General features: G+C 72.4%; 23 protein-coding genes and 1 tRNA gene. 7 read left to right on the plus strand and 17 right to left on the minus strand.

The genetic code is table 11. The annotated features are described in order from the left end of the window. The first annotated feature begins 91 nt into the window (after positions 1–91). From EST54_RS03205 to EST54_RS03215, 3 genes are all read left to right on the plus strand, one after another. Positions 92–165, plus strand: a tRNA-Lys gene (locus tag EST54_RS03205). Positions 166–1,378: 1,213 nt separating this feature from the next. Continuing rightward, the gene (locus EST54_RS03210; protein ID WP_129244756.1) at positions 1,379–3,361 is read left to right on the plus strand and encodes a glycosyltransferase family 2 protein; all 1,983 of its coding nucleotides are present in this window, start codon (positions 1,379–1,381) and stop codon (positions 3,359–3,361) included. Next, complete coding sequence (locus tag EST54_RS03215; protein WP_129244758.1) at positions 3,358–5,310, plus strand: radical copper oxidase GlxA; 1,953 nt, start codon at positions 3,358–3,360, stop codon at positions 5,308–5,310. The genes EST54_RS03210 and EST54_RS03215 overlap by 4 nt, the downstream gene beginning before the upstream one ends. A 75-nt stretch (positions 5,311–5,385) precedes the next feature. Here EST54_RS03215 and EST54_RS03220 read toward each other — a convergent pair whose 3' ends face one another. The 12 genes from EST54_RS03220 to EST54_RS03275 form a co-directional block, all read right to left on the minus strand. Continuing rightward, positions 5,386–6,459: a glycoside hydrolase family 6 protein gene (locus EST54_RS03220; protein ID WP_129244760.1), complete on the minus strand. Its 1,074-nt coding sequence runs from the start codon at positions 6,457–6,459 to the stop codon at positions 5,386–5,388. Positions 6,460–6,597: 138 nt separating this feature from the next. Further along, positions 6,598–7,512, minus strand: a complete 915-nt coding sequence (locus EST54_RS03225) for a sortase domain-containing protein (protein ID WP_239012372.1) — start codon at positions 7,510–7,512, stop codon at positions 6,598–6,600. Beyond that, the gene (locus tag EST54_RS03230) at positions 7,502–7,888 is read right to left on the minus strand and encodes a hypothetical protein (protein ID WP_129244762.1); all 387 of its coding nucleotides are present in this window, start codon (positions 7,886–7,888) and stop codon (positions 7,502–7,504) included. The genes EST54_RS03225 and EST54_RS03230 overlap by 11 nt, the downstream gene beginning before the upstream one ends. A gap of 141 nt (positions 7,889–8,029) precedes the next feature. Continuing rightward, positions 8,030–8,809, minus strand: coding sequence for an HAD-IIA family hydrolase (locus tag EST54_RS03235; RefSeq protein WP_129244764.1), 780 nt, complete (start codon positions 8,807–8,809; stop codon positions 8,030–8,032). A gap of 254 nt (positions 8,810–9,063) precedes the next feature. Continuing rightward, on the minus strand, positions 9,064–10,143 hold the full coding sequence (locus EST54_RS03240) for a 2-aminoethylphosphonate ABC transporter substrate-binding protein (RefSeq protein ID WP_129244766.1): 1,080 nt from the start codon (positions 10,141–10,143) through the stop codon (positions 9,064–9,066). Positions 10,144–10,213: 70 nt separating this feature from the next. Next, a complete protein-coding gene (locus EST54_RS03245; RefSeq protein WP_129244768.1) occupies positions 10,214–11,011 on the minus strand; it encodes an ABC transporter permease in 798 nt (265 codons plus the stop codon). Continuing rightward, positions 10,998–11,981: a 2-aminoethylphosphonate ABC transporter permease subunit gene (locus tag EST54_RS03250; protein ID WP_129244840.1), complete on the minus strand. Its 984-nt coding sequence runs from the start codon at positions 11,979–11,981 to the stop codon at positions 10,998–11,000. Before EST54_RS03250 ends, EST54_RS03245 begins: the two co-directional genes overlap by 14 nt. 49 nt (positions 11,982–12,030) lie before the next feature. Beyond that, on the minus strand, positions 12,031–13,191 hold the full coding sequence (locus tag EST54_RS03255; RefSeq protein WP_129244772.1) for an ABC transporter ATP-binding protein: 1,161 nt from the start codon (positions 13,189–13,191) through the stop codon (positions 12,031–12,033). A 1-nt stretch (position 13,192) separates the two neighbouring features. Beyond that, positions 13,193–13,915 carry a phosphonatase-like hydrolase gene (locus tag EST54_RS03260; protein ID WP_129244774.1) on the minus strand — a complete coding sequence of 241 codons (723 nt, stop codon included), beginning with the start codon at positions 13,913–13,915 and terminating at the stop codon, positions 13,193–13,195. Further along, a complete protein-coding gene (locus tag EST54_RS03265) occupies positions 13,909–15,030 on the minus strand; it encodes a TIGR03364 family FAD-dependent oxidoreductase (RefSeq protein ID WP_129244776.1) in 1,122 nt (373 codons plus the stop codon). The genes EST54_RS03260 and EST54_RS03265 overlap by 7 nt, the downstream gene beginning before the upstream one ends. Positions 15,031–15,194: 164 nt before the next feature. Next, positions 15,195–15,965, minus strand: coding sequence for a GntR family transcriptional regulator (locus tag EST54_RS03270; RefSeq protein WP_129244778.1), 771 nt, complete (start codon positions 15,963–15,965; stop codon positions 15,195–15,197). 54 nt (positions 15,966–16,019) lie between these two features. Further along, on the minus strand, positions 16,020–16,283 hold the full coding sequence (locus tag EST54_RS03275; protein ID WP_244942429.1) for a GntR family transcriptional regulator: 264 nt from the start codon (positions 16,281–16,283) through the stop codon (positions 16,020–16,022). 223 nt (positions 16,284–16,506) lie between these two features. Between EST54_RS03275 and EST54_RS03280 the strand changes: the two genes are divergently transcribed. Then, positions 16,507–16,842 (plus strand): hypothetical protein, encoded by a 336-nt coding sequence (locus EST54_RS03280; protein ID WP_129244780.1) that lies wholly within the window; start codon positions 16,507–16,509, stop codon positions 16,840–16,842. Between the two features lie 7 nt (positions 16,843–16,849). Here EST54_RS03280 and EST54_RS03285 read toward each other — a convergent pair whose 3' ends face one another. Continuing rightward, positions 16,850–18,010, minus strand: a complete 1,161-nt coding sequence (locus EST54_RS03285; protein ID WP_129244782.1) for an ROK family transcriptional regulator — start codon at positions 18,008–18,010, stop codon at positions 16,850–16,852. Positions 18,011–18,111: 101 nt separating this feature from the next. On the opposite strand from EST54_RS03285, the gene EST54_RS03290 reads away from it, so the two are divergent. Then, a complete protein-coding gene (locus EST54_RS03290) occupies positions 18,112–19,236 on the plus strand; it encodes a Gfo/Idh/MocA family oxidoreductase (RefSeq protein ID WP_129244844.1) in 1,125 nt (374 codons plus the stop codon). Positions 19,237–19,242: 6 nt separating this feature from the next. On the opposite strand, the gene EST54_RS03295 is transcribed toward EST54_RS03290, so the two are convergent. After that, positions 19,243–19,989 carry an AraC family transcriptional regulator gene (locus tag EST54_RS03295; protein ID WP_129244784.1) on the minus strand — a complete coding sequence of 249 codons (747 nt, stop codon included), beginning with the start codon at positions 19,987–19,989 and terminating at the stop codon, positions 19,243–19,245. A 54-nt stretch (positions 19,990–20,043) separates the two neighbouring features. Here EST54_RS03295 and EST54_RS03300 point away from each other — a divergent pair, with 54 nt between their 5' ends. Continuing rightward, the gene (locus tag EST54_RS03300; RefSeq protein WP_129244786.1) at positions 20,044–21,267 is read left to right on the plus strand and encodes an MFS transporter; all 1,224 of its coding nucleotides are present in this window, start codon (positions 20,044–20,046) and stop codon (positions 21,265–21,267) included. 411 nt (positions 21,268–21,678) lie between these two features. On the opposite strand, the gene EST54_RS03305 is transcribed toward EST54_RS03300, so the two are convergent. From EST54_RS03305 to EST54_RS03315, 3 genes are all read right to left on the minus strand, one after another. After that, the gene (locus EST54_RS03305; protein WP_129244788.1) at positions 21,679–22,536 is read right to left on the minus strand and encodes a fumarylacetoacetate hydrolase family protein; all 858 of its coding nucleotides are present in this window, start codon (positions 22,534–22,536) and stop codon (positions 21,679–21,681) included. Positions 22,537–22,699: 163 nt separating this feature from the next. Continuing rightward, complete coding sequence (locus EST54_RS03310; protein WP_129244790.1) at positions 22,700–23,725, minus strand: YidC/Oxa1 family membrane protein insertase; 1,026 nt, start codon at positions 23,723–23,725, stop codon at positions 22,700–22,702. 97 nt (positions 23,726–23,822) lie between these two features. Next, on the minus strand, positions 23,823–24,128 hold the full coding sequence (locus EST54_RS03315) for a DUF6412 domain-containing protein (protein WP_129244792.1): 306 nt from the start codon (positions 24,126–24,128) through the stop codon (positions 23,823–23,825). Positions 24,129–24,293: 165 nt separating this feature from the next. Here EST54_RS03315 and EST54_RS03320 point away from each other — a divergent pair, with 165 nt between their 5' ends. Next, a complete protein-coding gene (locus tag EST54_RS03320; RefSeq protein ID WP_129244794.1) occupies positions 24,294–26,189 on the plus strand; it encodes an AMP-dependent synthetase/ligase in 1,896 nt (631 codons plus the stop codon). Positions 26,190–26,341: the final 152 nt, after the last annotated feature.

A 26,341-nucleotide genomic window follows, 5' to 3' on the forward strand; every position in this document is an offset into this window, starting at 1 on the left:
TGGCGTGGATCACAGCTCCCGGGTGCGTCAGCAGCGCGGACGGGGGTACGGAGCACCCTCCGAGTTCGTGTAAAGTTCTTCAGGTCAGCGCGCGCCGCTAGCTCAGTTGGTTAGAGCAGCTGACTCTTAATCAGCGGGTCCGGGGTTCGAGTCCCTGGCGGCGCACGTCACACTGAGGCCCCTCGCCATGCGGGGGGCCTCAGTCATGGGTTGGGTCGGGTCGGCCGGATGGAGGAGTGCCTCCGTCGGCCGAGGCCCCTTATCGCACCGGGCCGGATGTCGAACGGCGTAGACGAGAGCCTCGGGCCGAAATTTTTGCGGTCACAAACGGTAATTGCCTGATCGCTCAGGGATTCGGAAGCCGGGATTGCCATTCTTATTCCGCTGCCCCCGGGCGCCCTGCGGATTTCGCGGTGCCCCGGATCCGCCATGACGGATAGCAGCCGTCGCGGTGATGGGGGGGCGGGGCGATGCCGGCGCCACGACGGCCACCGCCCGAAATCCCGGCGGCACTGTCCACGGATTGGACGCTCCGACACCTTCTCCGCCGCCTTCTCCGCTGCCGCCCCCGGCACCTTCTCCGCCAGCGCGCCGTCGACCGGCCGAGAACTGGGGGATTCCCGGAGGATGGCTCACACCTTCGGCCAAATCGCCGTACGCGGAGGTAACTTCGACGAAGTCGCCAAACGGGCCCGACCCGGCACGGACCCGTCCTCCGCCCGCTTTGTCAGAGAATTCCGCCAGCTGCCGCCCCCTGCCGCACGCGGGGCGCTCCAACTCCCTTGAGCAGGCGGTTCCTTCGCATCGGAGCGATATCCGCACCACCCCGCCGCGACGACCCGGAATCCCGCGGCGGGGTCCTGTTCTTCAGCGGCCGACGACCGATCGGCGGTGGACTTCACCGGTGCGGAACACGGCCCTTTGCTCGCCGACACGTGCGCGACCCACGAGCGGGGCAGGGCTCGGCCATTGCCCTGATATCCGTCGACAGCGGGAAAATCAGCAGCAGTTCCGGATCAAATGATGTGCGATGCATCACACCAAACCCCGAATTACGCATTCTGTGAGCACATTTGGAGTGACTCTTGCCACCATGACGGCGGTTAGGTAACCCTGGCCTGGTCCCTCGGCGGAAAACAGGCGGGTTCCGCCACGGGGGAACAGCGGGGGTACGCCAGGTGGCGTGATGTGAACACGGGGAACTCTCCGCTTGGCAAGATCACGGAAGTGTTTACACACGCAACCGGAGATGGTCGCCACCATCCGACGGTGCAGGTCGCCGACATTTCAGGGCGCCCGGGTCGGCCGCGGGGAACCGCGGACCCGGGCCATCAGCAGAAGGGCACGCAGCCGGAGTTGCGTGCGGGGGGATGGATTCATGACATCGCCGCCTGAGGGCGCCGGGACGCAGCAGCCGTACGACCCCTCCGCCACGACACGCCTGCGCATGCCACGCCATCGCCGGCAGCGGCAGATCGCGCGCAAGCCGCTGCCGCGCTATGACTACGAGCACTACAGCAGGCTGGCCGGCCCGCTCACCCGGCCCGACCCGGACCAGCCCTACACGGTCCGCTACCGCTCGCTGCTCGCCGGCGAACCGCACCGGATCCGGGCCGCCGTGCTGCTCGGCGCCGCGCCGCTGCTCTCGTTCGGGCTGCTGATCTGGCTGATGCTGCCGGAGCACTGGACCGAACGCGACTACCCCGCCTACGACTTCCTTCCGACGCTGGACGTCGTCATGCTGGTCTCGATCGGGCTGATCGAGTTCTTCCGGTGCATGAACGTGCTGTCCAACGCGCACGCCACCCTTGTCGCCCGCGACCCCATACCCGTCATACCGGAGAGCGGCACCCGCGTCGCCTTCCTCACGTCCTTCGTGCCCGGCAAGGAACCCCTGGCCATGGTGACGAAGACGCTGGAGGCGGCGGTCAAGCTGCGCCATCGCGGGCTGCTGCACATCTGGCTGCTGGACGAGGGCGACGACCCCGAGGTCAAGGAGGTCTGCCGGCGGCTGGGCGTCCACCACTTCACCCGTAAGGGCGTCCCGGAGTGGAACCTCCCCAAGGGCCCGCACCGCGCCAAGACCAAGCACGGCAACTACAACGCCTGGCTGCAGGCGCACGGCGACGACTACGACTACTTCGCCTCCGTCGACACCGACCACGTCCCGCTGCCCAACTACCTGGAGCGGATGCTGGGCTTCTTCCGCGACCCGGACGTGGGGTTCGTCATCGGCCCCCAGGTGTACGGCAATTACGACACCTTCGTCACCAAGGCCGCCGAGTCCCAGCAGTTCCTCTTCCATGCGCTGATCCAGCGGGCCGGCAACCGCTACGGCGCCCCGATGTTCGTCGGCACGTCCAACGCCGTACGCATCAGCGCGCTCAAGCAGATCGGCGGGCTGTACGACTCGATCACCGAGGACATGGCGACCGGTTTCGAGATGCACCGGCACCGGAACCCGGCCACCGGGAAGAAGTGGCGTTCGGTCTACACGCCCGATGTGCTCGCGGTCGGCGAGGGGCCGACGGCCTGGACGGATTTCTTCACCCAGCAGCTGCGCTGGTCGCGCGGGACGTACGAGACGATCCTCAAGCAGTTCTGGAAGGCGCCGTTCACCCTGCCTGCGGGCCGGCTCTTCAACTACTCGATGATGGTCATCTTCTACCCGATGTCCGCCCTGAACTGGATTCTGGCGGCCCTCAGCTGTGCGCTGTTCCTGGGGCTGGGCGCATCGGGCGTGGAGATCGACCCGGCGGTGTGGATGATGCTGTACGGCAATGCCTCGGCGTTGCAGATCGGGCTGTACATCTGGAACCGGCGGCACAACGTCTCGCCGCACGAGCCGGAGGGCTCCGGCGGCATCGCGGGCATGGTGATGTCCGCACTGTCGGCGCCGATCTATGCGCGTTCGCTGTTCGATGCCGTGCTACGCCGCAAGAGCAAGTTCGTGGTGACGCCGAAGGGCGACTCGTCCAGTCCGGACACCCTCTTCGGCACCTTCCGGGTGCATCTGTTCTTCCTGCTCGTCTTCGGCGGCTCGCTGGCGGCCTCGTTCGTACTGGGCCACAGCCATCCGGCGATGGTCACCTGGGCCGTGCTCGCCATGCTGATCACCGCCGCACCGATCGTCGCCTGGCGGATGAGCGTGCGCGAGGAAAAGCGTAAGGAGGGGGCGGCGGCCGCGGCGGGAGCCTCCGCGGGAGCCGCCGCGGATGAGGCCGCGGCCACCGGCCGGACCCGCGAGGTGTCCGACGCGGCGAGCACCGGCCGGGCCGGCGACCGCGATCGCGACCGGACCACCGACCCGGCCCCCGCCGAACAGACCATGCAGATCGCCCTTGGGGGACGTCACACATGAAGTACCGTCCGAGCCGTCGCACCCGCCGAGTGACGATAGCGACGGCAGTGGTGCTTGCGCTGGCCGCGATGAACGGGCCGGCGCTCTACAGCTTCGCCTCGGCGCAGTACCACCAGTACGAGATCAACAAGCCCGAGTACAAGGCGGCGAACGGCCACTGGGACGTCGTCGACGTCCCGCAGAAGTACCGCATCAACACCATCCACGCGGCCCTGCTGCACACGGGGAAGGTGCTGCTGGTCGCGGGCTCCGGCAACAACGCGGCGAACTTCAGGGCGAAGTCGTTCCGTACGGTCCTGTGGGACCCGGAGAAGAACACCTTCAAGAACATCCCCACGCCCAAGGACCTCTTCTGTGCCGGGCACACCCAACTCCCGGACGGCAAGCTCCTGGTGGCCGGCGGTACCCAGCGCTACGAGAAGCTGAACGGCGATGTGAAGAAGGCCGGCGGCCTCATGATCGTCTACAACGAGAACCCGGACGGCCCCAAGACGTTCCCGGCCGGCACGCTCTTCACGGGCAAGCAGAACGGCAAGACCTTCGCCTCCAAGGACCCGGTCGTGGTACCGCGGGCGAAGAAGAAGACCGACCCGAGGACCGGCAAGGTCACAGTCGTGCACAGCGAGGCCCGGGTCTACGTCGAGGCCCTCAAGGACGGCCGCGGCTACTCCACCGGCTCCCAGGACAACTACCGCATCCACGGCCTGACCGGCGCGGACGCCCGCAACTTCTACGGCATCGCGCAGAAGCTGTCCTTCGACAAGAAGGACTTCCAGGGGATCAAGGACTCCTTCGAGTTCGACCCGGTGGCCGAGCGCTACATACCCGTCAATCCGATGAACGAGGCCCGCTGGTACCCCACACTGACGTCCCTGCAGGACGGCAAGGTGCTCTCGGTCTCCGGCCTCGACGAGATCGGGCAGGTCGTCCCCGGCAAGCAGGAGATCTACGACCCGAAGACGAAGAAGTGGCGCTATCTGCCCAAGCGGCGCTTCTTCCCGACCTACCCGGCGCTCTTCCTCACCGACAAGGGCCGGATCTTCTACACCGGCTCCAACGCCGGCTACGGCCCGGACAACATCGGCCGCAAGCCCGGCATCTGGGACCTCAAGTCCAACAAGTTCCAGGTGGTGCCCGGGATGAGCGACCCGAACATCCTGGAGACCTCGATGTCGGTGCTGCTGCCGCCGGCCCAGCAGCAGCGGTACATGGTGCTGGGCGGGGGCGGTGTCGGCGAGGACCCGAGGTCCACCGACAAGACCCGGATCGTGGATCTGCACTCCCCCTCACCTCGCTTCAAGGACGGACCGCCGCTCTACGCGAAGGCCCGCTACCCGAGCAGCGTGATCATGCCGGACGACACGGTGCTGACCACCAACGGCTCCGGTGACTACCGCGGGCGCAGCGACTCCAACGTCCTCAAGGCGGAGCTGTACGACCCGGCGGCCAACTCGGCCCGGCAGGTGGCCGACCCGCTGGTGGGCCGCAACTACCACTCGGGTGCGCTGCTGCTGCCCGACGGACGGGTGATGACCTTCGGCTCCGACTCGCTCTACGCCGACAAGGACAACACCAAGCCGGGCGTCTTCCAGCAGCAGATCGACCTCTACACCCCGCCGTACCTCTACCGGAACTCCCGTCCCGAGCTGACGGACCGCGGACCCACGACGGTCCCGCTCGGCGGCAGCGCCACCTTCGGCGCCCCGCACGCCTCCGCCGTCAAGAAGATGCGGCTGATGCGCCCCGGGTCCTTCACCCATGTCACCAACGTCGAACAGCGCTCGATCGCGGTGGACTTCACGGCGACCAAGGACGGGAACGGGGTGCGGGTCACCCTGCCCAAGGACCCGTCCCTGGTGCCGCCCGGGTGGTACATGCTGACCGCGGTCGACGGCGCGGGAACGCCGTCGAAGGCGGTGTGGGTGAAGGTGCCGGCGGCGCAGGGATAGGCGTCGTGGTGTCCCGTCGCCGTCCCAGGCCGGCGACGGGGCACCACACCCGGCCCAGGCCCGCCGGCCCGTCCGCTACTTCGCGCCGCGCGCCAGGCCCAAGGCGTACGCGGGCCACCAGGCGCCTGCCTTCGGGCCGCCCTTGCAGGTGCCGTCCGACTCGCCCGGGCGCTTGATCCACAGGTAATCGGCCACCAAAGGATCGGCGGTCTTGGTCGTCGGTGGCGTACCCAGGGCACGCCCCGGCGGGTTGCACCAGTTCTCCGGGTCGTCGCCCCCGGGCGCCGGACCGTTGCCGTTGCGGCTGGTGTCGATGACGAAGCGCTTGCCGCCGACCATGGCGGACAGCCGCTTGCCGTACTTCGTGTTCTCCGCGGTGGTCTGGTAGTTGGAGATGTTCAGCGCGAAGCCGTCGGCCCGGTCGATACCGGCCCGCTTGAGGGGGTCGACCATCCGGCCCGGGTCCTTGATCCAGTGCGGGTTGCCGGCGTCCAGATAGACCTTGGTGTGCGGCAGCGCCTTGAGCTTGCCGACCGCCTCCGTCAGCAGCGCGTACCGCTCCTCCTGGAACTTCTGCGGGGTGCACTTGTCCGCGAGGTGCGGCAGCGCGTCGGGCTCCAGGATGACGGTGGTGGGACGGTCGCCGATGCCCTTGAGCACACCGTCCAGCCACGCCCGGTAGGCATTGCCGTCGGCGGCGCCGCCCTGGGAATAGCTGCCGCAGTCGCGGTGCGGGATGTTGTAGAGGACCAGCAGCGCCTCACGGCCGGCCTTGGCGGCCGCCTCGGTGAAGCCGCTGGCCTCCCCCTGCGGGTCGTCGACCCCTATCCATTCGGCAACCGGCTGCGCCGCGATCTTGTTGACCAGGCGGGCGTCCGCGGCTCTGTCGTCCTTGCGGTACGCGGACATCTGACGGGCTGCCTTGGTGTCCGGGTTGACCCAGAACGGCGTGACGGACTTGGGGCGTTGGCCCGGCTCGGCCGGCAGACCGTCATCCTTGCCGCCGTCGGACGAGGAACAGCCGGCGAGCAGCAGCAGAGCCACCGCTCCCGCCGCTGCCGCACCGGGCCGCGCGATACGCCGCCAACCGGCACCGGACCGGCCCGTCGGCAGCCCGGCCCCGGCCGTCCGCCGCAGATTGCCGTCCATCCACTCCCCCTCGGAGCACGGAACAGACCGGCTGGAGATCACCGGCCGCCCCCATCGTGGCACACGGCCCCCCGCCCGGGGCGCCCTGTGGACGGGCCATGCACCGTCCTCGCTAAGGCACTTGACGAAGCGGGCCCGTCATGGTTGCCGGCTCTCCCCCGCATGCCCTGCCTGGAACGACGTCAGGTACGCCGAGACCACGACCACCTTCGCGGGACCCCCCTCGCGCCGTGCCGAGGCACCGCCGTGGCGGCCGTCATCGACGATCAGCCGCAATTCGGAGCGGCCCGGGTCGTGCGGGGCGTAGACCTTGTGCGGGGCCAAGCGGTCGCGGTCGTAGAGCCGGACGTCCTCGACGGTGAAGCGCGCGGTGCTGCCGTCGGCCCGCCGGACGTCCACCCGCTGGCCCGGCTTGAGCCCGGTCAGACGCCGGAAGACGATCCGCCCGGCACCGGAGCCGCGGTCGGCACCGGCCCGGCCCACGAGCAGCGCCGCACCCGTCTCGCCCGGTTGCGGCCCTCCGGCGTACCAGCCGACGGCATCCGGAGAGGCGGGCGGGGGCGGGGCGAGGAGGCCGTTCGCGTCGAGATCGCGTGCGGCGATGCCGGCCGCCCGTACACCGAGCGCTTCGATGGTGAGCCCTACAGGGTCCGCGGCCGCGGCGGCCGGTACCGGGGCATGCGCATGCGCGGGCCCCTGACGCCCCAACGGGCGGCCGACCGCGGCCACATCACCCGTCGTGGCCAGCTGCGCGGCCACCCCGTCCGCCAGATCACGCCCCCACAACCACAGCCCCAGCAACAACACCGCCCAGGCCACACCCGCGACGAGCCGGCCCGGACGGTGGGAGTAGGCATTCCATGGAGTGGTGGTGGCATGGGTAGTGGCAGTGGCAGTGGCAGCCGTACGTGCCGCCGCGGGCTTTTCGGGCCGGGCACCGGACCTGGTTCCCGGAGGGGCCGCGACGCCGGCTCCCGTACCGATGCCGGGGCTCGCGACGGGCAGCTTCAGCGGCTGCAGCGTGGCCGTCCGCCCTTCCTCGTCAGTGCTCATCGACGTCGCCCCGTCGCGTTCGGCGCAACCGCAGCCGGAGGCGGAGCAGCTGTCCCGCGATGACCAGGACGGCGCCGCCGGCCAGCACCAGGCCGACGGCCGAGGTGCTGCTCAGCTCGCGGCGCGGGCCGGCGTCGGCGGCCGGCCGGGAGTCGGCGGGGGAAGCCGGGGCGGCGGTGACCTGCCGGGCGGCCGCGCTGCCCGGGGCGGACGAGACGTACGGGGCGTGCATGGCGTACGTGGCGTACGGGGCCGCCGCGACAAGGGGCCGGCCGGTACCGGCGCCGGTGCCGCGTGCGCCCACGCCGTAGGCGGGCGCCGTCGTCACCGCGCACGCCGCGACCGCGGCACAGAGAGCGAGTTGCCGTGAGCGCATGGTGAACCTCCGATACCTCCGAAGGTCCGCCCGAGCGAGCCCGCCCGCATCCGGTGCGGTCCGTAGCTGCGCCGTTCGGGTGGGGCCGGGGCCCCGGGCCGGCGCCGGCGGCACCGGCAGCCACCGCTACCGCGGCAGCGATCAGACCAGGTCGATGAGGTCCGCGATCGAGTCCACCACGCGGGAGGGGCGGAACGGATGCCGCTCGACCTCCTCGGGACGGGTCAGCCCCGTCAGGACCAGGAAGGTTTCCATGCCCGCTTCCAGCCCGGCCAGCACATCGGTGTCCATCCGGTCGCCGATCATCGCGGAGGTCTCGGAGTGGGCGCCGATGACGTTGAGGGCGTGCCGCATCATCAGCGGGTTGGGCTTGCCGACGAAGTACGGCTCGACGCCCGTGGCCTTGGTGATCAGGGCGGCCACCGAGCCGGTGGCGGGCAGCGGGCCCTGCGGCGAGGGGCCGGTCTCGTCGGGGTTGGTCGCGATGAACCGGGCGCCCTCGTTGATCAGCCGGATCGCCTTGGTCAGCGCCTCGAAGCTGTACGTGCGCGTTTCTCCGAGCACGACATAAGAAGGGGAATGGTCGGTCAGCACGTATCCGATGTCGTGCAGGGCGGTGGTCAGCCCCGCCTCGCCGATGACGTACGCGGTGCCGCCGGGCCGCTGCTCGTCCAGGAACTGGGCGGTGGCCAGCGCGGACGTCCAGATGCACTCCCACGGCACGTCCAGCCCGATGCGGCTCAGCCGGGCGTGGAGATCACGCGGGGTGTAGATGGAGTTGTTGGTCAGCACGAGAAAGGGCCGGCCCGATTCGCGCAGCCGCTTGATGAAGGCGTCCGCCCCGGGGACCGGAATGCCCTCGTGCATCAGGACGCCATCCATATCGGTGAGCCATGACTCGATCGGCTTGCGCTCTGCCACTGCCGGACTCCTGACGTGCGTGAGGACCAGGGGCGCCGACCGCCTCCCGCACGCGCCGTGGACCGCGAGGCTGCTCCCCGGACGTACGTACGGCCGACGCCCCCACCCTAAGTCAGCCGGCGTTGACCCCGACCCGGCGAAGACGGCTGATCTTCGGCAGCGGCCGGAGCCGCTGCCGAAGAGGCATCTGCCGGGTGGACCCCCGCTTGATCTCGGGGCCGTTCACACCGGGGGCCGTATCGCTCGCCGGCGGGTCAGCTCCCCGTGGCCGTCCGCCACGCGTCGACGTACGACGTCAGGTTCTTGTCGATGTCCTGCCAGTCCGGCCGGAAGATCTCGACGTTCTTCATGATCGCGGCGAGCTGGGTGGCGTGGGCGTCGGTGGGCTTGATGTCCTTGCGGGAGGTGAAGCCGCCGCCGACGGCGGAGACCTGCCGCTGGACCTCGGGGGACAGCAGGTAGTCGAGGAACTTCTGGGCGTTGGCGCGGTGCGGGGCGTTCTTGACCAGGCCGGCGGCGTACGGCAGGGCGAAGGTGGTGGGCTTGGCGCCGGGCCGGGCGGCGGGGAAGAAGATGCCCTGGTTCGGCATCGACTTCAGGTTGGCGTAGTTCATCTGGACATCGCCGTTGGCGGCCAGGAGTTCGCCCTTGTCGGTCTTGGGGGCGAGCTGGCCGGTGGAGGAGGACGGGCCGACGTTGTTGGCCTGGAGCTTCTTGAGGAAGGCCATGGCCGGGTCCTGGCCGCCGAAGTCGTGCAGGGCCTTGATGAGCACGGCGGTGCCGTCGCCGGCGACGCCGGGCGTGGAGTACTGGAGCTTGTTCCTGAACTTCGCGTCCAGCAGGTCCTGCCAGGTGGCGGGGGCCTGCTTCAGCTGCTTCTTGTTGTAGATGAAGCAGAAGTAATTGTTGACGATCGAGGTCCACTTGCCGGCGGGGTCCTTGTCCGCGGCGGCGACCTGATCGGCGCCCTTGGGGCGGTAGGTGTCCAGCAGGCCCTTGCCGTCGGCCTGCTGGATGAACGGCGGGAGGGTGACGACGACGTCCGCCTTGGTGTTGGCGCGCTCGCGGGCCAGGCGCTGGACGGCCGCGCCGGAGCCGGACTCGACGTAGTTGACCTTGATGCCGGTCTTCTTCCGGAAGTCCTGGAAGACCTTGTCGTAGAAGCCGTCGCCCTTCTCGCTCTTGAGGCCGTCGGCGCTGTAGACGGTGATCTCCTTGGCGTCGGGGTCGGCGGTGGAGGCGCCGCCGCAGGCGGTGAGCGGGGCGCCGAGGGCGAGGGCGGCGCAGCAGGCGGCGAGCGGCTTGCGGAAGGGGCGGATGCCGGGCACGGACATGGCGGGGTAACTCCTGGTGAGTGCAAGGGGGTGCGTGCGAGGGGAGGAGAGGGCAAGGGATACGGCGGGGTCAGCGGTAGGAGGCCTTGGTGCGGAGGCGGGAGAGGCCGAGGAGGACCAGCAGGGTGGTGGCCATCAGGGCGACGGCCAGTGCGGCCCCGGTGAAGAGGGAGCCGCGGTCGGTGGCGGCGAAGATCTGGACCGGCAGCGGCAGCCAGTCCGGGGGATAGATCATCATCGTGGCGCTCAGCTCACCCATGGACAGCGCGAAGCACAGGCCGGCGGCCGCGGTGAGGGACGGCAGGAGCAGGGGGAGCTTGACCCGCCACAGGACGTGGACGGGGCGGGCGCCGAGGCCGGCCGCGCACTGTTCGTACGCCGGGTCGAGGCGGGTCAGTGCGGCGGTCACGGACTGGTAGGCGAAGGCGGTGACCAGCACGGTGTGGGCGAGGATCACGATCTGCGGGGTGCCGTTGAGCAGGAGCGGCGGCCGGGAGAAGGCCACGAGGAGGGAGAGGCCGACGACCACGGAGGGGACGGCGACGGGGAGAAGGAAGAGGGCGTCGATGATCCGGCGGGTGCGGCGGGTGCGCTTCTCGGCGGCCAGGGCGGCCCAGGTGCCGGCGGTGAGCGCGGTGAGGCTCGCGGCGAGTGCGGTCAGCACGCTGGTGAGCAGCGCGTCGAGTGCGTCGCCGTGGGCGATGTCCCGGTAGTGCGCCAGGGTCGCGCCGGAGGGGAGGGCTCCGCTCCAGCCGGTGGCGAAGGAGGCGGCGACGATCACCAGCAGGGGCAGCGCGAAGACGGGGACGAAGAGGGCGAAGAAGAGGAGGTGGACGGCCCGGCGGGCGGACTTGCTAGGCACCAGCACGGTCAGCACCTCCGGTGCGGCGGGCGGGGCTGCCGCCCGTACGGGACATCGCCGTCCGGTAGAGGGCGTAGAGCGCGACGGACAGCGCGACGTTGACGACGGCGACGACGCAGGCTCCGGTGTAGTCGCCGTCCAGAAGTGCCTTGGTGTAGACGAGCATCGGCAGGGTGACGACGTCCTTGGCGCCGGTGAAGAGCACGATGCCGAATTCGTTGAGGCCGAGGACCAGGACGAGTGCGCCGCCCGCCGCCAGCGAGGGCAGCGCCTCGGGCAGGATCACCGTCCGTACGATCCGCCACGGCCGGGCGCCCAGCGAGGCGGCGGCCTCCAGCTGTCCGGTGTCCACCTGGGAGAAGGCGGCGAGCAGTGGACGCATCACGAACGGGGTGAAGTAGGTGACCTCGGCCAGCAGGACGCCCCAGGGGGTGTGGAGGAAGTCGAGCGGTCCGTGGGCGGCGCCGGTCACGTCCGTCCAGAGGCCGTTGGCCATGCCGACGGTGCCGTAGAGGAACAGCAGCGCGAGGGTGATCAGGAAGGAGGGAAAGGCGAGGAAGAGGTCGATGAAGCGGCTGAGCACCTTGCCGCCGGGGAACGGGACGAAGGCGATGACGAGGGAGAGCGCGAGGCCGAGGAGGAGTGCGCCGACGGTGGCGCCGGCCGCGAGGAGCACGGTGTTCGTCAGGGCCGCCCGGAAGGAGGCCTGGGCGAAGACCGCGGTGTACGGGGCGGTGGAGTGGCCGCCGTCCTCCGGGGTGAAGGACTGCCACACCACCAGGGCCAGGGGGTAGAGGAAGACCAGGCCGAGGGCGGCGATCGGGGGCAGGGTCCACAGGGCGGCGGCGCCGGTGCGGCGGGAGCGGGTGCCGAAACGCGTACGGGGGCTCGCCGCGGCCCGGACCGGCGGGGCCGCCGTGACCGCCGCCCCCGTCCCGGTCCTGGCCGCGGCCGATTCGGTCCTCGCCGCCACCATTTCCGTCCCGGCCGCCCCCGTCCCGGTCCCGGCCGCGCCCGATTCCGTCCTAGGCATGGTGCGCACCGTCCTCCGTGAGCCCCGCCGGGATGAGCACCGCGTCCTCGGGCGCGAAGTGCAGGGCGATGTCCTCGCCCGGTGCGGGCGTCCGGCGCCGTTCGGGTACGTCGGCCAGGACGCGGTGGCCGTCGACGGAGACGTACAGCCGGTGGGTGGCGCCGCGCCACTGCACTTCGGTGATCGTGCCGCGCAGCGTGTTGCCGGGGCCGCCGTCGTGCGGGCGCTCGCCGAGGCCGACGAGGTGCGGGCGCAGGCAGAGGGTGGCGGCGGCGCCCCCGGCCAGGCCGTCGCCGACCGGAACCGTCAGCTGCCGCCCGGCGAAGTCGACGCCGCCACGGTCCGCCCGCACCGTCACCGGCAGCAGATTGGCGGTGCCGACGAAGGAGGCGGTGAACTCGGTGCGCGGGCGCCGGTAGAGCTCCTGCGGTGTCCCGCAGTCCTGCAGCCGGGCCCGGTCCAGGACGGCGATCCGGTCGGCCAGGGTCAGGGCCTCGATCTGGTCGTGGGTGACGTAGAGGATCGAGACGTCGGGCAACTCGCGGTGCAGCCGAGCGAGTTCGGCGAGCATGCCGGAGCGCAGCTGGGCGTCGAGCGCGGACAGCGGTTCGTCCAGCAGCAGGACGCCGGGGCGGATCGCGAGTGCCCGCGCGAGGGCGACCCGCTGCTGCTGGCCGCCGGACAGCTCCCGGGGGTGCCGGCCGGCGTACGCGGCCATCCCGGTCATCTCCAGCGCCTCGGCGACCCGGCCGGGGATCTCGGCGCGCGGTGTCCTGCGCGCCCGGAGGCCGAAGGCGACGTTCTCGGCGACCTTCATGTGCGGGAAGAGCGCGTACTGCTGGACGACCATGCCGATGCCGCGCCGGTGCGGCGGCAGCCCGGTCACGTCGCGGTCGCCGATCAACACCCGCCCGGCGGCCGGCTGGACGAATCCGGCGACCGTCCGCAGTGCGGTGGTCTTGCCGGAGCCGGACGGGCCGAGCAGCGCCAGCACCTCGCCCGGTGCGACGGTCAGGTCGAGGGAGTCCAGGACGGTGTGCTCGCCGCGCCTGCCATAGGTGACACGGACGCCGTCGAAGCGGATGCCCGACGCGGGGCCCGGAGCCGCGGGGGCTTCCTTCCGGGTGGGTGCCGTGGCGGCGGGGGCGGGCATCTCACACCACTCCCAGCAGCGCGGGCAGTTCGGCGACGGAGCCGAGGACGTGGGTGGCGCCGGCCGACTCCAGCTGCGCGCGGTCGTGCGCCCCGGTCAGCACGCCGGCGACGATCCCGGCGCCGGCCCGCCGCCCGGAGAGCATGTCGTACGAGGTGTCGCCGGCCACCGCGATCCGCCGGACGGAGTCGGTGGCACGGGTGCGCAGCAGCGCGGTGAGCACCATGTCGGGGTAGGGGCGGCCGCGGCCGCCCGCGTCGGCCGGGCAGAGGGTGAGGTCGGCCAGGTCCTGCCAGCCGAGCGCGGCGAGCAGGGCGTCCTGGGTGACCCGGGCGAAGCCGGTGGAGAGCACCACGGTGCGGCCGGCGGCCCGCAGTGCCTCGATCGCCTCGCGGGCGCCGGCGACCGGCGCGATCCGGCCGCCGTCGACCAGCTCCCCGTAGGCCGTCTCGAAGGCGGCGTTGGCACGCCGGGCGGCCGGCTCGTCACCGAAGAGATGACGGAAGACGGAGATCTTGGATTCGCCCATGGTGGCCCGTACGTAGGCGAGTTGCCGGGCGTGCTCGGCGCTGCCCGGCTCCACGCCCAGGCTGCGGGCGGCGGCGTCGAAGGCCTGCTCCACCAGGCCGCCGTCGGCAACGGTGGTGCCGGCCATGTCGAGGACGACCAGCTGGATGTCGTCGGGGGCCGGGGTGTGGTCGGGGTGCGTCAACGGTCTCACCATCCCAGTTCGTTCGCGGTGGTCTCGGCGATTGCCGGGGAGCAGGTCATGCCGCGGCCGCCGGGCCCGGTGACCAGCCAGACGCCGTCGCGGGCCCGCTGGCGGTGCACAACGCGGGCGGTGTCGGTGCACTGTGCGTAGACCCCGGCCCAGCGGCGCCGGATACGGGGCAGCGGGCGGCCGAGGATCGACTCGACGACCCCGGTCAGGTGCTCGTAGGGCTCCTCGACGGTGTCGAAGGCGAACGGCGCCTCGTACTCGTGGGTGTCGCCGATGGTCAGTCCGCCGTCGGCGCGCTGGACCATCAGCAGCTGCATCTTGTGTGCGGCGGCGGTCGGCGTCTGGGCCTGGCCGGCCTGGAGCGCGTCCAGGGCGTCGCCGCGGTAGGCCGGGTAGTAGCGGAAGCTGTCGGCGTCGGCGACGGAGGTGGTCAGCGGCTCGCCGAGCGGGTCGGTCTGCATCATCTGCAGCCGTACGCGGCGCACCGGCAGATCGGGGATCAGCTCCCGGACCAGCCCGCCGAGCCAGGCGCCGGTGCACAGGAGCACGGCGTCGCCGTGGTGGATCTCGCCGTGATCGTCGCGCACCGCACGCTCCCCCACCACCTCACGCACCTCCCGGCCGCCGAGGTAGCGGTACCGCCCGGACCCCAACAGCTCTTCCTTCAGGGCACGTTGGGCGATCCGCGGCTCGACGGCGGCGTCCCGCTCGCACCACAGCGCGCCGGTGAACCCGCCGCGCAGCGCGGGGTTGATCTCCCGCGCCTGCTCGGCGTCCAGCAGCCGGTACCCGCGGGCGGCGGCGTCCGGGCGGCGGGTGGCGGCCTCGGCGACCGCCCGCTCGGCGGCGTTCTTGACGACGGTCAGCGAGCCGATGGCACGGAACCCGAGCCCGGGCACCCGGGCACCGATCTCCTCCCACAACTCGCGGGCCCGCAGCGCGGTGGCCAGCTCCGCTCCCCCGGCGCGGCCGCTGACCCAGATCTGCCCGAAGTTACGCACCGAGGCACCACGGGCCTCGGCCTCCCGCTCGATGTGCAGGACGTCATGACCCCGCTCGACCGCCTGCCAGGCATGCATGGTCCCCAGCACACCGGCTCCGACAACTATGACTCGCATGCCCCAGACGGTCGCGACGGCGGGTGGCCCGCCAGTGGCCCGTTGGCGACGCGATGGTGAACGGGGCGGCAAGTTTGGCCTAGACCCGTTATCTTCTCGTGACATTGACGGGTCGAGAGGGGTCGAGTGAGCCGGCTGTACGGCGCCGCGGCGGACGGGCCGCGTCAGCCCCCCGCCGGCGTCCCCAGATGCGTGGTGAAGGAGAAGCGGTCGCCCCGGTAGAGCGAGCGGACCCGTTCCAGGGGGTGGCCTTCGGCGTCCCGTGACAGCCGGTGGATCAGCAGCATGGGCAGGGCGCCCGGGGTGCCGATCAGCAGGGCCTCGCGCGGGGTGGCGAGGACGGTCTCCAGGCGCTCGTCGGCGTCGCCGAAGCCGATGCCGAGGCGCTGGTGGAGGTAGGCGTAGAAGGAGGAGTCCGGGTTGAAGTCGGTGGCCAGGTCCGGGACCCGGGCGACCGCGACGTAGGTGCTCTCCAGCCCGACCCGCTCCTCGTCGGCGAGCAGCACCCGCTCCATGTGCCATACGGCGTCGCCGACCGCCAGCCCCAGATCGGCGGCGAGCGCGGGCGGGCAGGGGAAGCGGTCGAGGGAGACGAGGCGCCGGCCGGGCTCGCGGCCCTGGTCCCGTACGCCTTCGGTGTAGCTCGCCAGGGACAGCGGCTGCGCCATCTTGGGGCCCGCGACGACCGTGCCGCGCCCCGCCCGCTGCAGCCGCCCCTCCAGGATCAGCTCCCGCAGCGCCTGGCGCAGCGTCTCGCGGGACACCGCGAAGCGCACCGCCAGCTCACGCTCGGCGGGCAACACCTCACCCTCGCCCAACTCCTCCAGCAGTGCGGCGATTTCGACCTTGGCCGCGTAGTACTTGGGAATGCGTCCGTGCTCGGGGATGCCGGACCGGATGGGTGCGCCAGGATCCTGGCCGTACGGGAACTCCACGCGGTGATCCTCGCACTACGGGCCAGTGAGCCGGGTGTGCGGGTGCGGGTTGGACTAACCGTCGGCGTCCTCGCCGGGTGGCGTCGGCGGCTTCTTGGAGACGAAGGAGCCGAGGCCGGGCTCGGTGTAGATCAGGCCCTCGGCGCGCAGCCCGCGATGGACCTTCTGACCGGTGGACGTGGCGATGCCGAATTCCTCCAGCAGCTCGACCACCGAAGGGACGCGGGTCCCGGGCTGATAGGTGCCGTCGTCGATGCGCTGGCGAATGATTCTGGCGACCTGGCGCCAGCGGGGCTCGTCGGGGGCAAATTCGATCACCTGACCAAAGTAAGCAGGGTGTCGCGTGCCAGGCGAGATGCAGCATGGGGTACCTAGGGGTACCAGGGTGCAGTAGAGTCAGAGAAGGAAGAGCCCCGGCGGGTGGGCCAACACCCCCGGGGCGTGGCCAACGCTGCCCAAGGAGCGTCGACATGCCTCACCGTATCGCCCACGCCATCGCCCGGTCAGGGGCACCGCTCCCCTCCCCCCTGGAGGCCGCCTCATGAGCGACCTCCTGCGACTTCTCCCCTGGTCAGGACCGGACGGCCGGCGCTGCTACGTATCGGCGGACTCCGGCGGGGGCCCGGTCTCGCGGCTCGCCGACCGGCTGGAAGAGCTTCAGCTCGACACCGGGGCGGAACTGCTCGACCACGTCGAGGAACTCCTCCGCGCGCACCGGGTATCGGGCGATGAACTGCGGTTCTGCGTCCACAGGTTGGCCGAGGCGCTGCGGGACGCGTTACGCGTCGCCGAGAGCCGGGGCAGGCGGATTCCCGTGCCGGAAGACGAAATGGAGGACGAAATGGAAGGGCACCCCGAGCCGCCTGGCCTCTGCTGACGCGGCCTCAGGAAGCGCCGGGCCCGCCCGCGGGGCCGGGCCCCCGCGCCCCGAACAGCGGCGCCAGCACCAACTCGGCCGCGCCGTCCGCGACCGCCCGCGCGCCACCCCGGGCGAGTGCCACCGGCACCGCTCCCCCGGCCCCCGTCCCGCCGCGGGTGCGGGCCAGGTCGGTCAGTGCCTCGGTCACGCCGTCGAGGAACGGCTCGGGGTGGTCCAGTACGGTGCGGCCGCCGAGCAGCACCCGGTCGATGTCGAGGAGTTCGACCAGGTTGGCGGCGCCCACGCCCAGTGCGCGGGCCGCGGCCGGCAGGTCGCCGCGGGCCACCGCCGCCAGGCACAGCGCCTCGATGCAGCCGCGCCGGCCGCAGCCGCAGCGCGGCCCGTCCCACTGCACCGTCTGGTGGCCGAATTCGCCGGCGCCGGTGCGGGGGCCGCGGTAGAGGCTGCCGCCCAGTACGAGTCCGGCGCCGAGCCCGGTGCCCAGGTGGAGGTAGCCGAAGGAGCCGGCGGCCCGGGGCAGGTCCTGGGCCAGGCCGAGGGCCGCCGCGTTGGTGTCCTTGTCGAGGACGACGGGCAGACCGAGGCGGGCGGCGAGCGCGTCGCGCAGGGGGAAGCCGTCCCAGTGGGGGGCGCCGGTGACCCGGTGCAGCACCCCGGTGGTGTGGTCCAGCGGGCCGGGGCAGGCCACCCCGACGCCCAGGACCGGGGACCCGTCGGCCCCCGCGCGCAGCGCCGTGACCTCCCGGGCGGCGGTGGTGAGTACCTGCTCGGCGCCCGCCTCGAAGTCCAGCGGCGCGCGGCGTACGGCGACCGCCTCGCCCGCCAGATCGGTGAGCACGGCGGTGAGTTCGTCGCGGTCCAGGTGCAGGCCGACGGCGTGCCGGGCGCCGGGGACCAGCCGCAGGACGGTGGCGGGCTTGCCGCCCGTGGAGGCGCGGCGGCCCGCCTCGGCGGCCAGGCCCTCGGCCCGCAGCCGGGCGGTGATCTTGCTGACGGCCTGCGGGGTCAGGCCGGTGTGCGCGGCGAGCTCCAGCCGGCTGACGCCCTCCTCGCCGGCCGCACGCAACAGCCCGAGCACCAGGGCGGTGTTGTGGCCGCGCAGTGCGGGGAGATTGGCGCCCGGGCTGCCGGAGAAACCGGCGAAGGAGAGATCGTTGCTGCTCACCCGTCCATTGTCCGCATCGCTTGCACTTTGGCAACAGCGTTGCTTAAGTGGTCCCCATGAGCGCGAAGAGTGAGATGGGTGAGATGGGTGGGATGGGAGAGATGGGCGCGACGAGTGCGAGGGGCGGGGGCGGCGCGGCCCATGACCGTCCGCTCCGTGTCGGGCTCCTCGGCTACGGGCTGGCGGGCTCGGTCTTCCATGCCCCGCTGATCGCGGCGACCGAGGGCCTGCGGCTCGACCTCGTGTCGACCGCCAGCCCCGAGCGGCAGGCGCAGGCCCGCGCCGAACATCCGCAGGTGCGTACGGCCGACACGGCGGAGGAGGTGCTCGCGCGCGCCGAGGACCTCGACCTGATCGTGATCGCGACGCCGAACAAGACCCATGTGCCGCTCGCCGCCGCCGCGTTGGAGGCCGGTCTGCCGGTGGTCGTCGACAAGCCGCTGGCCGCCACCGCCGCCGAGGCCGAGAAGCTCGCCGCGCTCGCCGAGGACCGCGGACTGCTGCTGTCCGTCTTCCAGAACCGCCGCTGGGACAACGACTTCCGCACGGTCCGCAAGCTCATCGAGGACGGCGCGCTCGGCGACGTCTGGCGCTTCGAGTCCCGCTTCGAGCGCTGGCGGCCCACCCCCAAGGGCGGCTGGCGGGAGTCCGGCGACCCGGCGGAGATCGGCGGACTGCTCTACGACCTCGGCAGCCACCTCGCCGACCAGGCGCTGACCCTGTTCGGCCCGGTCGTCTCGGTCTACGCCGAGTCCGATGTCCGCCGCCCGGGCGCGGAGGCCGACGACGACACCTTCCTCGCCCTCACCCACGCCAACGGGGTCCGCTCCCATCTGTGGGTGAGCGCCACCGCCGCCCTCCTGGGCCCCCGCTTCCGGGTGTTGGGAAACCGCGCCGGCTACACCAAGCACGGCCTGGATCCGCAGGAGGCCGCGCTGCGCGAGGGCCGGCGCCCCGGCGACGAGGGCGTGGAGTGGGGCGTGGAGCCGAGGTCCGGCTGGGGCCGGCTCGGCGCCGGGGCGTCCCCGCGCATGGGCGGCGGCGAGCCGGTACCGACGCTGCCGGGCGACTACCCCGCGTACTACGCCGCGATCGAGCGGGCCCTGCGCGAGGGCGGGCAGCCGCCGGTGACGGCCCGGGAGGCCGCGGCCGCGCTGCGCGTACTGGAGGCCGCGAAGCTCTCCGCCGCCGAGGGCCGTACGGTCCGGATCGGGGCGGAGGGATGAGCCGGGTCAGGGACGGCGGTGGTGGGTGCCGGGCGTGTAGCCGAAATTCCTGCGGAAGACGTCGATGAAGGCGCTGGTCGAAGCCCAGCCGCAGTGGTGGGCGACGGTGGTGACCTGCTCGCCGTCGGCCAGCATCCGCAGGGCGTGGTACAGGCGGAGTTGAGTGCGCCACTGCGGGAAGGTGATGCCCAGTTCGCGGCGGAAGAGGCGGCTGAGGGTGCGTTCCCCGGCTCCCGCCTCGGTCCCCAGTGCGGCCAGGGTGCGGGGGTCGGCCGGGTTGCGGTACAGGAGGTCGCAAACCGCGCGCAGCCGCGGGTCGGCGGGGGTCGGCAGCTGAACGGGCTGCTGCGGGGAGGCCCGTAGCTGGTCGAGGAGGACGGCGCGCAGACGTCGCCGCTCGGCGCTGTCGTCGTCGGGGTCACGGGTGCAGGCGAGGATCAGTTCGCGGAGCAGGGGGCTGACGGTCAACGCGGTGGGGGCGTCGAGGCCGAGGGGGTTGACGGTGGCGGGCAGGCCCAGCAGGTGCAGGTCGAGGCGGCCGTGCGCGCGGTGGGAATGGACGCATCCGGCCGGCACCCACAGGGCGCGGGTGCCGGGCGCGAACCAGGTGCCCGCGTCGGTGGTGACCGCCAGGACGCCCGTTCCCGCGTAGAGGATCTGGTGGTCGTCGTGCCGGTGCGCGTCAATGCGGTCCCCCGGGGCCAGCGTCCGTGCGCTGGTCGCCGCCTGCGGGGTGTGGCGGATATCCGGCATATGTCGGCAGTTTATCGGAAGCGCGACGCCGTGACCCGAGCCGACGATCGAGACATGCCAACGAACCACCTCGCCTCATCCGCCCCACCCCGGGCTCCGCGCACCGGGCCGCTCACCCTGCTGTCCCTGGGACACGCCTGCGTGGACATCTATCAGGGAGCGGTGGCCGCCCTGGTGCCGTTCTTCGTCGCGGAGCGGGCCTACACCTACGCCGCGGCCTCCGGGATCGTGCTGGCCGCCGCCCTGCTGTCCTCCGTCGTGCAGCCGCTGTTCGGAGCACTCACCGACCGCTGGACCATGCCGTGGCTGCTGCCCGTGAGCACGGTGCTGGGCGGGACCGGCGTCGCGCTGGCCGGAATCATGCATTCCTACCCCCTCACCCTGCTGGTGGTGGCCCTGTCCGGCATCGGCGTCGCCGCCTACCACCCGGAGGCGGCACGGGTGGCCCGCCGCGCGAGCCGGGGCAGCCACACCGCGATGGGCTGGTTCTCCCTGGGCGGCAACCTCGGCTTCGCCGCCGCGCCCCTGATGGTCTCCGCCGTCGTCGCCACGGGCGGCCTGCACGCCTCTCCCCTACTGGTCGTCCCCGCCCTGGCCGGAGCCGCCCTGTGCCTCGCCGCCTTGCGGTCGGCCACGCTCTCTTCTCCGCCGGCGAATACGGCAGGGAGCGCCGGCCGGGCCGGCACGGACGACTGGCCGTCGTTCCTCCGCCTGACCGGGGCCATCGTCTGCCGGTCCGTCGTCTTCGTCGGCCTGAGCACGTTCATCTCGCTGTACGTGCGCCAGCGGACCGGGGGCGACCAGGTCTCCGGGACGGCCGCCCTGTTCGTGCTCTACCTCGGCGGCGCGGTGGGCACCGTGGCCGGCGGCAGACTCGCCCGCCGCTTCGGCCGGGTCGCGGTCGCGCGGTGGTCCTACGCGCTGAGCGTCCCGGCCGTCGCGGGGGTCGTGTACGTACCCGGCCCACTGCTCTACCTGTGCGTCGCGCTCACCTCGGCCGGCCTGTACGTCCCCTTCTCCCTGCACGTCACCCTCGGCCAGGACTACCTGCCCCGGCGCGTGGGCACCGCCAGCGGCGTCACCCTCGGCCTCGCCGTCAGCGTCGGAGGGATCGCCAGTCCCCTCGTCGGCACACTCGCCGACGCCACCACCCTGCAGACCGGCCTCGCCCCGCTCATCGTCCTGCCCGCGCTGGGGTGGCTCCTTCTGCGCCGCCTGCAGGAGCCCGTCCAGCTTGAGACTGCCCCTCCGCTGCGGCACTCCGCTGCGCGGGGCTGATTCCCACGTTGTCGGCTTTCCCGCCGTGGTGGTTTTTCGCCGTTGCGCCTGGCGGCGGGCGTGGGTGGTCGGGTGCGGTGCCGCTCCTCCGGACTCCGTCCTGCGGCGCGGCCCCTCCCGTGAGTGGGTGGGAACAGGCCGGTGGGGGCGAGCCCCGGCCGTCGTCTGCGTGCAGTCGAGGGAAGAGGCTCGCCCCCACCGGTCTTCTCCCACCCCCAACGGGAGGGGCCGGACCGCAGGACGAAGTCCGGAGGGCCGGTCCCGCAGCCGAACAGCCAGCGCAGCGGCAACCAGCCCGCCGCAGGCGCAACGGCGAGAAACAACCACGGCGGGACAGCCGACAACGTACGGCGCGCCGCAAAGCGCAACGGCGAGAAACAACCACGGCGGGAAAGCCGACAACGTGGGAAGTCACGCCGCGCGCAGCGCCTGTCGTTGGCGCCCCAACCCGTCGATCTCCAGCTCCACGACGTCGCCGGCCCGCAGATACGGCTTGGGGTCCGGGCGGCCCATGGCGACGCCGGCCGGGGTGCCGGTGTTGAGGACGTCGCCGGGGTACAGGGTCATGAACCGGCTGACGTAGCGGACCACTTCGGCCACCGGGAAGATCTGCTCGGCGGTCGTCCCGTCCTGCTTCAGCTCGCCGTTGACCCACAGTCGCAGGCCGAGATCCTGCGGATCGGGCACCTCGTCGGCGGTGACCAGCCACGGGCCCAGCGGGTTGAACGTCTCGCAGTTCTTGCCCTTGTCCCACTGGCCGCCGCGCTCGATCTGGAACGCGCGCTCGGAGACGTCGTTCGCCACGGCATAGCCGGCGACCGCCGCCAGCGCCTGCTCGTCGGTCTCCAGGTAGCGGGCCGTGCGGCCGATGACGACCGCCAGCTCCACCTCCCAGTCGGTCTTCACGCTGCCCCGCGGCACCAGCACGGTGTCGTCGGGGCCGACGACCGTGTCCGGGGCCTTCAGGAAGAGGATCGGCTCCTCGGGGGGCGTGGCCCCGGTCTCCCGGGCGTGATCGTGGTAGTTCAGCCCGATGCAGACGATCTTGCCGATCCGGGCCAGCGGCGGACCGGTGCGCAGCCCGGCCGCGTCGAGCCGCGGCAGCTCACCGGACGCGGCGGCGGCACGCAGGGCCGCCAGCTTCCGCTCGTCCGCGAGCAACGTCCCGTCGATGTCCGGGACCAGGCCCGACAGGTCCCGCAGGACCCCGGACCCGTCGAGCAGCGCCGGGCGTTCCGCCCCCACCGTGCCGACACGCAGCAGCTTCATCGGTTCCCCACTCCCGTGGTCGTAGGTCGGCCGGGAAGGGCCTTCCCGGCCGGCCGATGGGGGACGGCCATCGAGCGATTCGGCCGATCGTCCAAGAACGGGGTCCGGTCCGCAAGACCCCGTTCACGGACTGGACCGCTGGGCCGCTGTCACGCGGTGGCCGCTATCCCGCGGTGGGAACGGTGGCCTCGCCGGCGCCGCCCGCGCGCGGCGCACCGTCGGCTGCCGGGCGGGCGCCGACCCGGGAGTCGGCCGGGGCGTCGGCCTTGGAGTTGGCCCGGGAGTTGGCCCTGGCCCGGGCCGCCCGCTGCCGGGCCGCGCGGCTCTTCGGCGCGCGCTGCGGCGCCGTGCGGCGGGCCGGGGTGTGCGCGTCCGGGGTGGCGGAGTTCCCCTCGGCCGCGGCCGTCCGGCCCGTCACGGGAGCCGCCGCAGCCCCCGGCTGCCGCGCCGCCCCCGCGTCACTGTCCCCGCGGTCGCGATGCAGCAGCGCCCGCTCGCACGCCGTCCAGGCGGTCGTCGTGACCATGTAGAGCCCGGCGGCCAGCGGCACCACGGCGACCGTGATCAGCGTGCCGAAGGACAGCAGCGGCATCACCTTGGCCATGGAGGCCATGCCGGGCAGTGCGGCGTTCGTCCCGCTGGCGCCCGCGGCCGGGGCGGGGGCCTTCGCCATCGTGGCGCGGGCCCGCCGGAAGTTCCAGGTGGCGACCGCCGCGATCAGGGCGAACAGCGCGAGGTAGACCAGGCCCTGCGGGCCGAGGACACCGCCGTCGGCGAGCGCCTGACTCCAGTGGCCGCCGAGCGGAGCGCCCAGCAGGGTGTGGTCCAGGAGACCGCCCCCGCCGGTGGAGAACAGGTGGTACATCACGAAGAAGACGGGCAGTTGGAGCAGCGTCGGCAGACAGCCGGCCAGCGGCGTGGAGCCGGTCTTCGCGTACAGGCCGGAGATCTCCTTCTGCAGCCGCTCCGGGTCGCCCTTGTGCGTGCGCTGGAGTGCGGCCAGCTCCGGGGCGAGCGCCGAGCGGGCCTTCTCGCCGCGGGCCGCGGCCCGGGCGAGCGGGTGCAGCGCGGCGCGGACGGCCAGGGTGCACAGGACGATGGTGACGGCCATGGCCGCGGTGCCGAAGAGCGGGGTGAGCGCCTCGGCGCCGTGCGCCAGCGCGTCGCCGAGGAAGCCGAACATGGACATGGGTGAGCCCTCCACGGGTCTCGTCGTGCCGGGATGAGGAATCGGCGTGACGAGCCGCGCGGACGCGGAGTGCGGTGCGGTGACCGGACCGGTGCGCCTACGCGGCCGTCGGGAGGGGACGGCCCGGTGCTCGGGGGCGCGGGCGGCCGGCCGCGTCGGGATCGCGCTGGGGCAGGAAGGCCGTACGCCGCTCGCGGTCGCGCAGGGCGGTTCGGATCCGGCCCGGGGGCAGCGGCCGGGCGGCGGCCGCGACCAGGAAGGCGCTGCACAGCAGCAGCATCGCGGCGGTGGTCGCGGCGGCGGTCAGGGCCGTGGTGAGGCCGGTCTGCGAGAGCAGGAGACCGGCCAGGAGGAAGAACAGGGCCGAGGTGTACAGGCGCCAAGCATCGACGATGCGGGGCATCCGGCGTCCTCCTCAGGTGGTCCGCTGCTCAAGACTTGTCGTCTTCCGCTCAAGAGTAGCCATAGATCTGGGCAGCCGGGACACCTGCCGGTAACTTGCCCTGCCTGCCGTCGGGACGTCGGCAGGACCAGGGGGAATTACAAGGGGGAACACCAAGGAGGTGCTGTGCGCGACATCAGCGTTCCGGCCCTGGCGGCTCCACTGCGGACCGGCGGTCTGGCCGATTCCGTTTTCGACACCGCCACCCACCAGCCGGACTTCGCGCAGCTCGCCCGTCGCGATCCCATGGCCGGCGGCGGCTGGCAGGAGGTGTCGGCGGCGGAATTCCGGGACGAGGTCCTGGCGCTGGCCAGGGGGCTGCTGGCGGACGGCGTCCGGCCCGGCACCCGGGTCGCCCTGATGGCCCGGACCCGGTACGAGTGGACGCTGTTCAGCTATGCGCTGTGGGCGATCGGCGGGCAGCTGGTGCCGGTCTATCCGACCGCCTCGGCCGAGCAGCTGCGCGCCATCCTGACCGGGGCGAAGGTCACCGCGATCATCGTGGAGAACGAGGCACAGGCCATGACCGTGGCCGAGGCCTGCGACGAACGGGTGCTGCGCCGGCTGTGGCAGCTGGACCTGGACTGTGTGGAGCGACTACGGGAGGAGGGCACCCGGCTGCCCGAGGCGGATGTCCACCGGCTGCGTCATGCGGTCGACCCGGAGGACATCGCGGCGATCGTCTACACCTCGGGGACCACCGGCCGCCCGCGCGGCTGTGTGATCACCCATGCCAACCTCGCCGCCGAGTGCGACACCCTGTACGCGGGCTGGGGCGGGCTGCTGGCCGCGCCCGGCGAGCGTCCGTCGCTGCTGGCCTTCTTGCCGTTCGCGCACGTCTACGGGCTGATGGTGCAGGTGGCGTGCCTGCGCGGCGGGGTCAAGCTGGCCCATCAGCCCGATGTGTCGTCGAGCGAACTGCTGCCGGCCCTGGCCTCGTTCCGTCCGACGTTCCTGTTCGCGGTGCCGTACGTCTTCGAGAAGATCTGCACCCGCGCCCGGCAGGCCGCGGAACGGGCGGGCCGGCAGCGGACGTTCGACGCGGCGATGACGGTGGCGGTGCGCTACGCGGAGGCGCTCGCGGAGCAGGAAGCGGGCACCGGGCGCGGCCCCGACCCGTTCCTGCGCGCCCGCCACGCGCTCTACGACCGGCTGGTGTACTCGCGCATCCGCGAGATGCTGGGCGGCCGGGTGCGCACGGCCGTCTCCGGCGGCTCACCGCTGCTGCGGGAGCTGGGGCTGCTCTTCGCCGGTATGGGGATCACCGTCTACGACGGGTACGGCCTGACCGAGACCTGCGGCGCGATCACCGTACAGCCGCCCGGCAGGGTGCGGTTCGGGACGGTGGGCCTGCCGCTGCCGGGCAGTGCGGTGCATCTGGCGCTGGACGGCGAGGTGTGGGTGCGGGGTGCGGTGGTGTTCGCCGGCTACCTCGACGAGAGCGGCGGCCCGGGCGGCGGGCTGTACGACGGCTGGCTGGCGACCGGTGACCTCGGGCACCTGGACGAGCAGGGCTATCTCGTCATCACCGGCCGCAAGAAGGACGTCATCATCACCAGCAACGGCAAGAGCGTGGCGCCGCAGGGGCTGGAGCAGCGGCTGTCCGCCCATCCGCTGATCTCGCAGTGCGTGGTCGTCGGCGACAACCGGCCCTATGTGACCGCGCTGATCACCCTGGACCCGGACGCGCTGGCGCACTGGCGCAAGCTGCGGGACGAGCCGAGCCCGGGCAGCACGGCGCCCTCGCCGGAGGAGCAGTTGCAGGCGGAGGTGCGGCGGGCGGTGTCGCGGGCGAACGCCTCGGTGTCGCGGGCCGAGTCGATCCGCGCCTTCCGGGTGCTGCCGGGCGAGTTCAGCCAGGAGTCCGGGCTGGTGACGCCGTCGCTGAAGCTGCGGCGGGCGGCCATCGTCGGGGCGTACGCGGCGGAGATCGAGGCGCTGTACGCCCAGGGCCGCAGCGAGGAGCCCGAGTCGCGGCGGGAGCGCCGCCGCTGGGCGGCGGCGAGCCTGTACGCACGCTGAGCGCGCAGGGCGGAGCGCTGGTGCGGGCCCGAACCGGGCATACGGCATCCGGCGCACGTCACCCGTTCACCCGGTCGGGCCCGCACGCGGCACCGTAGCAGTGCCGCGGCGGGCCCGGCCGTTATTTGTCCAGGGGTGAGGACCCACGACCG

The organism is Streptomyces sioyaensis (assembly GCF_004122735.1).
GTDB lineage: Bacteria > Actinomycetota > Actinomycetes > Streptomycetales > Streptomycetaceae > Streptomyces > Streptomyces sioyaensis.